This window comes from Stenotrophomonas sp. GD04024 (assembly GCF_029837545.1).
GTDB classification, from domain to species: domain Bacteria; phylum Pseudomonadota; class Gammaproteobacteria; order Xanthomonadales; family Xanthomonadaceae; genus Stenotrophomonas; species Stenotrophomonas forensis.
Genome location: NZ_JAOEDV010000052.1, coordinates 22,195 through 31,563 on the forward strand (window position 1 = coordinate 22,195; position 9,369 = coordinate 31,563).

Consider the following 9,369-nt stretch of genomic DNA (forward strand, 5'->3'; position numbering starts at 1 on the left):
TCCCCCAGCTCCTGCGCCGATTATGTGGCTGGGAAGGGTTCCGCTACCACAACGCGTCCCGCAGCTTGTACCACGACATCGCCGCCACCAGCAGCGGCATCCGCAGCAGCCGCCCTCCCGGGAAGGGCGCATGCCGCAGGCGCTGGAACACGTCCAGGCGCTCGCTCTGGCCCGCAATGGCGGCGGCGATGACCTCGCCAGCCAGCCCGGCGGCGGCCACGCCATGCCCCGAGAACCCCTGCGCGAAGTACAGGTTGCCATCCAGCCGGCCCCAGTGCGGGGCGCGGTTGCGGGTAATGTCCACGTAGCCGCCCCAGACCTGTTCCAGCGGCACGTCGGCCAGTTGCGGGAAGACCTGGTGCATGCGCCGCTGCATCACCCCGTGCAGCCCGGGCGGGGGCAGGGCCGAATAGCTGGCGCGGCCGCCGAACAGCAGGCGGTGGTCGTGGCTGAGGCGGAAATAGTCCAGTGCCCAGGCGGTGTCGGCCACGGCCATGTTGTTGCCGATCAGGGCGCGGGCGCGCTGCGCACCCAGTGGCGCGCTGGCACCGATATAGGTGCCGACCGGCATGATCCGCCGCTCCAGCTCGGGCAACAGACCCTGCAGCCAGGCGTTGCCGGCCACCACCAGGTGCGCGGCGCGCACGCTGCCCTGCGCCGTGTGCAGCGCGGGTTGGGAGCCACGCTGGATGCGCACCACGGGCGAATCCTCGTGGATGACCACCCCGGCCGCACGTGCTGCATCGGCCAGGCCACGTGCATAGGCCAGCGGCTGAAGGTGCGCGCTGAGCGGGTCGAACATCGCGGCGCGGTAGCGCGGGCTGTCCAGCTGCGCATGCAGGGTGTCACGGTCCCACCACTGCATGGGGTAGTCGTAGTGGCGCTGCAGGTGCTCGCAGTTGGCGCGCAGATCACGCTCGTGACGCTCGCGGATGGCGACGCTGGCGTGGCCTTCCACCCAGTGGCAATCGATGCCATGGCGGTCGATGCGCGTGCGCATCGCCTGCACCGCATCGCGCGACCAGTCGAACAGGTGGCGGGCATCGTCGCGGCCGAGCTGGCGCTCCAGCTCATCCACCTCGCAGCCGTAGCCAACCAGCGCCTGCCCGCCGTTGCGCCCGGAGGCGCCCCAGCCGATCCGCTGTGCTTCCAGCAGGACCACCCGCTGGCCCCGAGCCGCCAGTTCCAGTGCCGCGGTCAGGCCGGTATAGCCGGCGCCAAGCACGGCCACATCGGCCTGCACATCGCCCCGCAGCGCGGGCAGCGCGGGTGGTTCGGGCAGGCTGGCGGCGTACCAGCTGGGTGGGAAGGCTGCGCTCACTGCAGGCCTCGCGCTTGCGGCGCGGATGTTTGGAGTGGGGGAGGGTGATCGGTGTTCACCCGCGTAGTTTCGCCGATGGATGACGGACATGGTGTGACGGTGATGACTTGCCGCGTTCGTCGGGCGACGGGTAACGTGCCCATACGCCAAGGAGTTTTCCCATGCGCCGCCTGCCCTGGGTGGGCCTGCCCACCGACAGTACCGTGCTCGGCCATCACCGTTTCGCGGTGGCTGGCGAAAAGTACGTGCGCGCGCTGGTCGAGGCGGCCGACGTCACCCCGCTGGTGTTGCCCAGCCTGCAGCCGCCGTTGCCGGCCAGTGACTGGCTGCAGGGGCTCGATGGCCTGCTGTTGACCGGTGCGGTCAGCAACATCGAACCACAGCACTATGAAGGCGGCCGCAGCTGGCTGGGCAACCCGCATGATCCGGCGCGTGATGCCAATGCCTTCGCGCTGCTGCAGGAGGCGCTGGCGCTGGACCTGCCGGTGCTGGCGATCTGCCGCGGCTTCCAGGAGTTGAATGTCGCACTGGGCGGCAGCCTGCATCCGCAGGTGCATGTGGTGCCGGGCCTGGACGACCATCGCGAGGACCCGCAGGCGCCGGTGGAGGTGCAGTATGGGCCGGCCCACGCGGTCACGCTGGCGGCCGATGGCTGGCTGGCGCAGTGGCACGAGGGCGAGCGCGTGCAGGTCAATTCGGTGCATGGGCAGGGCATCGCCCGCCTGGCGCGGGGGCTGCGGGTCGAGGCGGTGGCCGACGACGGGCTGGTCGAGGCGGCGCGCAGCCTGCATCATCGATTCGTGCTCGGCGTACAGTGGCACCCGGAGTGGCGTGTCATGCAGGCGCCGTTCTATCACGCTATTTTCCGTGCGTTCGGCCAAGCTTGCCGGCAGCACCAACAGAACCGACTGGATTCCCGATGAGTTCCCGAACGCGCCCGCGCAAGACGGCCACGCCCCCCGCACCGCAGGAAAGCAGTCTGCTGCGCTGGCTGAAGGAGCGGCGGATCACCGAGGTCGAATGCCTGGTGCCGGACATCACCGGCAACGCGCGCGGCAAGATCATCCCCGCCGACAAGTTCTCGCACGATTACGGCACGCGCTTGCCGGAAGGCATCTTCGCCACTACGGTCACGGGCGAGTTCCCCGACGATTACTACGACCTGACCTCGCCGTCAGATTCGGACATGATCCTGCGTCCGGACCCGGACACCGTGCGCATGGTGCCCTGGGCCACCGACCCGACGGCGCAGATCATCCACGACTGCTACACCAAGACCGGCGAACCGCACGAGCTGGCCCCGCGCAACGTGCTGCGCAGGGTGCTGGACGCCTATGCCGAACTGGGCCTGCGCCCCGTCGTGGCACCGGAACTGGAGTTCTTCCTGGTGCAGAAGAACACCGACCCGGATTTCCCGCTGCTGCCCCCGGCGGGCCGCTCGGGCCGTCCGGAAACGGCGCGCCAGTCCTATTCGATCGATGCGGTCAACGAGTTCGACCCGATCCTCGACCTGATGTACGACTACTGCGACGCGATGAAGCTGGACGTCGACACGCTGATCCACGAGTCCGGCGCGGCGCAGCTGGAGGTCAATTTCACCCACGCCAACGCGATGGACCTGGCCGACCAGGTGTTCCTGTTCAAGCGCACCATGCGCGAATCGGCGATGCGCCACGGCGTGTACGCCACCTTCCTGGCCAAGCCGATGGAGAACGAGCCGGGCAGCGCCATGCACATCCACCAGAGCCTGGTACGGATCAGCGACGGCCAGAACGTGTTCAGTGGCGAGCATGGCGGCGAGGATTTCAGCCCCATGTTCGCCCACTACCTGGCGGGCCTGCAGAAGTATGTGCCGATGGCCATGGCCTTCTTCGCGCCGAACGTGAATTCCTACCGCCGGCTGGTGTTCGGCGAGGTTTCACCAAGCAACGTGCACTGGGGGTTCGACAACCGCACCTGCGGCCTGAGGGTGCCGCTGGATACCCCGGAAAACATGCGCGTCGAAAGCCGTTTCGCCGGTTCCGACGCCAATCCCTACCTGGCCATGGCGGCCACCCTGGCCTGCGGCCTGCTCGGCATCCGCGAGCGCCTGGCACCGGATGCACCGGTCAGCGGCAGTGCCAAGGAACTGGGCTACAACCTGCCGCGCTCGCTGGGCGAGGCACTGGATGGCCTGGAACAGTGCGGCGCGCTGCAGGCACTGCTGGGCGAGCGTTTCTGCCGGGCCTACATCTCGGTCAAACGCAAGGAATACGAGACCTTTTTCCGCGTGATCAGCTCGTGGGAACGCGAGTTCCTGCTGCTGAACGTCTGAGCGTCCGCAATAGAAAAATCCGCCGCCGGGGGGTAGGCTGGCACCCGTTGCCGGCTCCGCCGGCCCCCCTTCCCGCATTCTGGAGCACCCGATGAAGCTGCGTATCCTCACGCTCGGCCTGGCCTCCGCCATGCTCGCCGCCTGCGGCGGTGGCAAAGGTGGCGCGCAGGACAGCCAGGTCCTGAACGTCTACAACTACAGCGATTACATCGCCGAGGACACCATCCCCAACTTCGAGAAGGAGAGCGGGATCAAGGTGACCTACGATGTGTTCGACAGCGATGAGATGGTCGAGACCAAGCTGCTGGCCGGCAACAGCGGCTACGACGTGGTGGTGCCGACCCTGAACTTCTTCGGGCGCCAGATCCAGGCCGGGGTGTTCCTGCCGCTGGACAAGAGCAAGATCCCGAACCTGGCCAACCTCGATCCGGCGGTGATGAAGCGCATCGCCACCCAGGACCCGGGCAACGAGTACGGCGTGCCGTACATGATCGGCACCACCGGCATCGGCTACAACGTGGACATGCTGAAGCAGCGCTTCGGCGGCAGCGCCGACATCGCCAACAGCTGGGACCTGGTGTTCAAGCCGGAAAACATCAGCAAGATGAAGGACTGCGGCGTGACCATCCTGGACACGCCGGCGGACATGATCCCGATCGCGCTGCACTACCTGGGCCTGGACCCGCACAGCGCCGACCCGGCCGAGCTGCAGAAGGCGGCCGACCTGCTGAAGTCGATCCGTCCGTACGTGCAGAATTTCCACTCCTCGCAGTACGTGGGCTCGCTGGCCAATGGCGGCACCTGCCTGGTGGTCGGCTGGTCGGGTGACATCATCCAGGCCCGCGACCGTGCCGAGGAAGCCAGCAATGGCGTGCACGTGGCCTACTCGATCCCGAAGGAAGGCGCCCCGCAGTGGTTCGACATGCTGGCCATCCCGAAGGACGCCAAGCACCCGGAAGCGGCCTACGCGTTCATCAACTACCTGCTGCAGCCGAAGGTGGCCGCAGCCAACACCAACTTCATCCACTACGCCAACCCGGTGCCGACCGCGACCCCGCTGGTGGACGAGGCGATCCGTACCGATCCGACCATCTATCCGCCGGCCGATGTGGCCGAGAAGATGTTCACCTATTCGATCAACACGCCGGCGACCGACAAGCTCTACACCCGGCTGTGGACCGAGGTGAAGACCGGGCGGTAAGCCGGTCCGGCGGCCCCCCGCTCCCCGGGAGGGAGGCGGGCCTTGCCCGGCAAGGGCAGTGGCCGCGCAGGCGCGGCCCGACCGGCCCCGCCCGCCTGTTGCCGTCATATCCCCTGCGCCCCCGGGCCGTTAGAATGGCGGCCGCTGTCCACCGCCCGCTCCCGGAGCCCCCATGCCCGTTGAAGCCCAGCCGGTAGCCGCCGTCGTCGACACGACGGGTGTGCCCGGCTATCTCTCCATTCGTGACCTGCGCAAGGAATTCGACGGTTTCGTCGCCGTCGACGACGTCAACCTGGACGTGCGCAAGGGCGAGATCTTTGCCCTGCTCGGTGGCTCCGGCAGTGGCAAGTCGACCCTGCTGCGCTGCCTGGGCGGCTTCGAGACGCCCACCAAGGGCAGCATCACCCTCGATGGCCAGCGCCTGGACGCACTGCCGCCGTACCAGCGGCCGGTCAACATGATGTTCCAGTCCTATGCGCTGTTCCCGCACATGACGGTCGAGCAGAACATCGCCTTCGGGCTGAAGCAGGATGGCCTGGGCAAGGACGCGATCAGCAAGCGCGTCGGCGAGATGCTGGAACTGGTGCAGATGGGCCACCTGGGCAAGCGCAAGCCGCACCAGCTGTCCGGTGGCCAGCAGCAGCGCGTGGCGCTGGCGCGGTCGCTGGCCAAGGGGCCGAAGCTGCTGCTGCTGGACGAGCCGATGGGCGCCCTGGACAAGAAGCTGCGCTCGCAGATGCAGCTGGAACTGGTCAGCATCATCGAATCGTCGGGCGTGACCTGCGTGATGGTCACTCACGACCAGGAAGAAGCGATGACCATGGCCACCCGCATCGCGGTGATGGATGCCGGGTGGATCCAGCAGGTCGGCAAGCCGGACGAGGTCTATGAGCAGCCGGCCAACCGCTTCGTGGCCGAATTCATCGGGTCGGTCAACCTGTTCGACGGGGTGATCGACGAGGACCTGCCCGAGTACGTGACCGTGCGCTCGCCGCTGTTCCCGGCACCGATCTACATCGCCCACGGCATCACCGGTTATGAAGGGCAGCCGGTCGCGTTCGCGCTGCGCCCGGAGAAGGTGATGATCGGCAAGGACGAGCCGGAAGGGCACACCAACAAGGCACAGGGCGTGATCGAGGACATCGCCTATTTCGGCAGCCACTCGGTCTACCACGTGCGCCTGCCCAGCGGCGCCAAGGTGCTGGCCAACTTCGCCAACTCGCAGCGCTGGGCCAGCGATGGCCTGACCTGGGGCGACAGTGTGTGGGTGCACTGGCGCGACAACGATGGCGTGGTGCTCACCTCATGAACGTCGCCGGCCTGAAGCGCTGGCTGCCGGGGCTGCGTGCCACGGTGATCGGCATTCCGTACCTGTGGCTGCTGCTGTTCTTCGCGGTGCCGTTCCTGATCGTGCTGATGATCAGCTTCTCGCTCAGCCGGGTCGGCTCGCCGCCGTACACCTGGCTGCTGCAGTACGTGGACGGCGGCTTCTCGCTGAAGCTGAACCTGGAAAACTACCTGGCGCTGTTCCGCGATTCGATCTATGCGCAGGCGTTCCTGAGCTCGATCAAGATCGCGGCCATCTCCACCTTCCTCACCCTGCTGATCGGCTACCCGATGGCCTACGCCATCGCCCGCCTTTCGCCGGCCGCGCGCAACGTGGCGATGATGCTGGTGGTGCTGCCGTCGTGGACCTCGTTCCTGATCCGCGTGTATGCGTGGAAGGCGATCCTGGACCGCAACGGCCTGCTTGACCAGTTCCTGCAGTTCACCGGCCTGCAGGCGTTGATGACCGGCCTGGGCCTGCCCAAGCTGCAGCTGATCGACACCCCGACCGCCGCCTACATCGGCATCGTCTACTGCTACCTGCCGTTCATGGTGCTGCCGCTGTACGCCAACCTGGTCAAGCACGATCACCGCCTGCTGGAAGCGGCCTACGACCTCGGTGCCAAGCCGTGGCAGGCGTTCCTGCGCATTACCCTGCCGCTGTCGAAGGCGGGCATCATCGCCGGCTGCATGCTGGTGATGATTCCGGCGATCGGTGAATTCGTGATCCCGGAAATGCTGGGCGGTTCGGAGACGCTGATGGTCGGCCGCCAGCTGTGGAACGAGTTCTTCAACAACCGCAACTGGCCGGGTGCCTCGGCGATGGCGGTGGCGATGATCCTGCTGCTGCTGGTGCCGATCCTGCTGTTCAACCGTTCCCAGCAGCGCCTGCTGGAAGGAAAGCAGGCATGAGCCCGCGTAGCGCAAAGGGCCTGGGGCTGGGCGTGCTGCTGCTCGGCTTCGCCTTCCTGTACCTGCCGATCCTGTTGCTGATGTTCTATTCGTTCAACAGCTCGCGGCTGGCGATGGTCTGGGCCGGGTTCTCCACCCGTGCCTACAGCGACCTGTTCGCCGACCGCGCGCTGATGGATGCGATGTGGACCAGCCTGGTGGTGGCGTTCTGGACCGCCTGTACCGCCACCGTGCTGGGCACGCTGGCGGCGATGGTAATGACCCGCTTCAAGCGCTTCCGCGGCAAGCCGCTGTTCGGCGCCCTGGTCACTGCACCGCTGGTGATGCCGGACGTCATCCTCGGTTTCTCGCTGATGGCGCTGCTGGCCTCGATGGGCGCGATTCCCGGCTTCCCCGCGCGCGGCCTGGCCACCATCTGGATTGCGCACGTCACCTTCACCCTGTGCTTCGTCACCGTGGTGGTGTCCTCGCGCCTGCAGGAAATGGATCTCTCGCTGGAAGAAGCGGCGATGGACCTGGGTGCCAGCCGGCTGACCGTGTTCGGCCGCATCACGTTGCCGATCATCGCCCCGGCACTGGTGGCAGGCTGGCTGCTGGCCTTCACCCTGTCGCTGGATGACGTGGTGGTGGCCAGCTTCGTCGCCACGCCGGGTTCGACCACGCTGCCGATGAAGGTGTTCGCCTCGGTGCGCATGGGCATCAGCCCGAAGATCAATGCACTGGCAACGCTGCTGGTGTCGGCGGTATCGATCGCCGCGGTGATCGGCTGGTACATCAATGCACGCGCCGAGAAGCGGCGCCAGCGCGACCTGCAGCTGGCGCGGCAGGACAACGGCTGAGGTCTGCCGGCAGTGCTGGCAACATCAGCGCCGGCAACATCCGGCTCACGGCCGGCGGCGCACAATTGGGGTCTTCCTGAAGGAGATCCCCCATGACCGTCGAGATTGTCGATCCGGCCACCGGCCTGGTGACCTACCGCCATGAACTGATGGGCGCTGCCGATATCGAGCAGCGCCTGCAGGCTGCCGCCGAGGCCTTCCCGGGCTGGGCGGATCGCTCGTTGCAGGAAAGAGGCGCCATCCTGCGCCAGATCGCCGCGCAGCTGCGCGCACGCCGCGACGACCTGCAGCAGGCGATGACCCATGAAATGGGCAAGCTCAAGGCCGAAGCGCTGGCCGAAGTGGACAAGTGTGCTGCGGCCTGCGAGTACTACGCCGACCACGCCGCTGACTACCTCAAGCCACAGCTGATCGACACCGAAGCCCAGCGCAGCTACGTGCGCTACGAGCCGATCGGCTGCGTGTTCGCGGTGATGCCGTGGAATTTCCCGATCTGGCAGGTGTTCCGTTTCCTCGCGCCGGCGTTCATGGCTGGCAATGTGGCCCTGCTCAAGCACGCCAGCAACGTGCCGCAGTGCGCCGACCTGATCCTGGCGGTGTGCCGTGACGGTGGCCTTCCCGAAGGCGTGTTCGATGTGCTGCACATCGACAACGACCAGGCCGCCGACGTGCTGCGCGACGCGCGGGTGAAGGCGGTGACATTGACTGGCAGCGAACGGGCAGGGCGCTCGATCGCGTCCAATGCCGGCAGCCAGCTGAAGAAGTCGGTGATGGAACTCGGCGGCAGTGATGCCTTCGTGGTGCTCGACGATGCCGACCTCGACAAGACCGTGGCGGCGGCAGTGAAATCACGCTTCGACAACAGCGGCCAGACCTGCATCGCAGCCAAGCGCTTCATCGTTGTCGATGCCGTGGCCGATGAATTCACCCGTCGCTTCGTTGAGGCGGCGGGCGAGCGCCAGTACGGCGATCCGGATGAGCGTGGTACCACGCTGGCGCCGATGGCCCGCGCCGACCTGCGCGACGAACTGCACAAGCAGGTGCAGGCCAGCGTGGCCAAGGGCGCGCGCGTGCTGGTCGGTGGCGAGCCGATTGCCGGCACGCATGCCGGCTATCCGGCCACGGTGCTCGATCAGGTGGGTCCGGGAATGCCGGCGTACGACGAGGAACTGTTCGGGCCGGTGGCTGCAGTGATCCGGGTCAAGGACGAGGCCGAGGCGCTGCGCGTGGCCAATGACACCCGCTTTGGCCTGGGCGGCAGCGTGTGGACCCGCGACCCGGTGCGCGGCGAAGGCTTTGCCCAGCGGATGGAGTGTGGCGCCGCGTTCGTCAACGCCATCGTCAAGAGTGACGCGCGGTTGCCGTTCGGTGGCAGCAAGCAGTCTGGCTTCGGCCGCGAGCTGGCCGACCACGGCATCCATGAGTTCATGAACATCAAGACCGTCTACGTGGCCTG

8 protein-coding genes are annotated in these 9,369 nt (G+C 67.0%); 7 read left to right on the forward strand and 1 reads right to left on the reverse strand.

Annotated elements, in window-relative coordinates:
• Nucleotides 1-43: 43 nt before the first annotated feature.
• The gene (locus tag N7590_RS15460; protein WP_164241047.1) at nt 44-1,321 is read right to left on the reverse strand and encodes an FAD-binding oxidoreductase; all 1,278 of its coding nucleotides are present in this window, start codon (nt 1,319-1,321) and stop codon (nt 44-46) included.
• Nucleotides 1,322-1,482: 161 nt separating this feature from the next.
• On the opposite strand from N7590_RS15460, the gene N7590_RS15465 reads away from it, so the two are divergent.
• The 7 genes from N7590_RS15465 to N7590_RS15495 all read left to right on the forward strand — a co-directional run.
• Nucleotides 1,483-2,244 (forward strand): gamma-glutamyl-gamma-aminobutyrate hydrolase family protein, encoded by a 762-nt coding sequence (locus N7590_RS15465; RefSeq protein WP_164241048.1) that lies wholly within the window; start codon nt 1,483-1,485, stop codon nt 2,242-2,244.
• A complete protein-coding gene (locus tag N7590_RS15470) occupies nt 2,241-3,635 on the forward strand; it encodes a glutamine synthetase family protein (protein ID WP_006429229.1) in 1,395 nt (464 codons plus the stop codon). Before N7590_RS15465 ends, N7590_RS15470 begins: the two co-directional genes overlap by 4 nt.
• A gap of 91 nt (nt 3,636-3,726) precedes the next feature.
• A complete protein-coding gene (locus N7590_RS15475) occupies nt 3,727-4,836 on the forward strand; it encodes a polyamine ABC transporter substrate-binding protein (protein WP_164241049.1) in 1,110 nt (369 codons plus the stop codon).
• A 172-nt stretch (nt 4,837-5,008) separates the two neighbouring features.
• Nucleotides 5,009-6,145: a polyamine ABC transporter ATP-binding protein gene (gene potA, locus N7590_RS15480; protein ID WP_053509843.1), complete on the forward strand. Its 1,137-nt coding sequence runs from the start codon at nt 5,009-5,011 to the stop codon at nt 6,143-6,145.
• Complete coding sequence (locus tag N7590_RS15485; protein WP_164241050.1) at nt 6,142-7,074, forward strand: ABC transporter permease subunit; 933 nt, start codon at nt 6,142-6,144, stop codon at nt 7,072-7,074. The genes potA and N7590_RS15485 overlap by 4 nt, the downstream gene beginning before the upstream one ends.
• Complete coding sequence (locus N7590_RS15490) at nt 7,071-7,913, forward strand: ABC transporter permease subunit (protein ID WP_005408823.1); 843 nt, start codon at nt 7,071-7,073, stop codon at nt 7,911-7,913. The genes N7590_RS15485 and N7590_RS15490 overlap by 4 nt, the downstream gene beginning before the upstream one ends.
• Nucleotides 7,914-8,005: 92 nt before the next feature.
• Nucleotides 8,006-9,369: NAD-dependent succinate-semialdehyde dehydrogenase (locus N7590_RS15495; protein WP_053509838.1), on the forward strand; the 1,364-nt coding region annotated here is incomplete at its 3' end.

Excerpts from the sequence above, each read along its gene's own strand:
- N7590_RS15465 (WP_164241048.1), top strand. The coding sequence starts at position 1,483 with ATGCGCCGCCTGCCCTGGGTGGGCCTGCCCACCGACAGTACCGTGCTC.
- N7590_RS15490 (WP_005408823.1), top strand. The coding sequence starts at position 7,071 with ATGAGCCCGCGTAGCGCAAAGGGCCTGGGGCTGGGCGTGCTGCTGCTC.
- N7590_RS15475 (WP_164241049.1), top strand. The coding sequence starts at position 3,727 with ATGAAGCTGCGTATCCTCACGCTCGGCCTGGCCTCCGCCATGCTCGCC.
- N7590_RS15470 (WP_006429229.1), top strand. The coding sequence starts at position 2,241 with ATGAGTTCCCGAACGCGCCCGCGCAAGACGGCCACGCCCCCCGCACCG.
- N7590_RS15485 (WP_164241050.1), top strand. The coding sequence starts at position 6,142 with ATGAACGTCGCCGGCCTGAAGCGCTGGCTGCCGGGGCTGCGTGCCACG.
- potA (WP_053509843.1), top strand. The coding sequence starts at position 5,009 with ATGCCCGTTGAAGCCCAGCCGGTAGCCGCCGTCGTCGACACGACGGGT.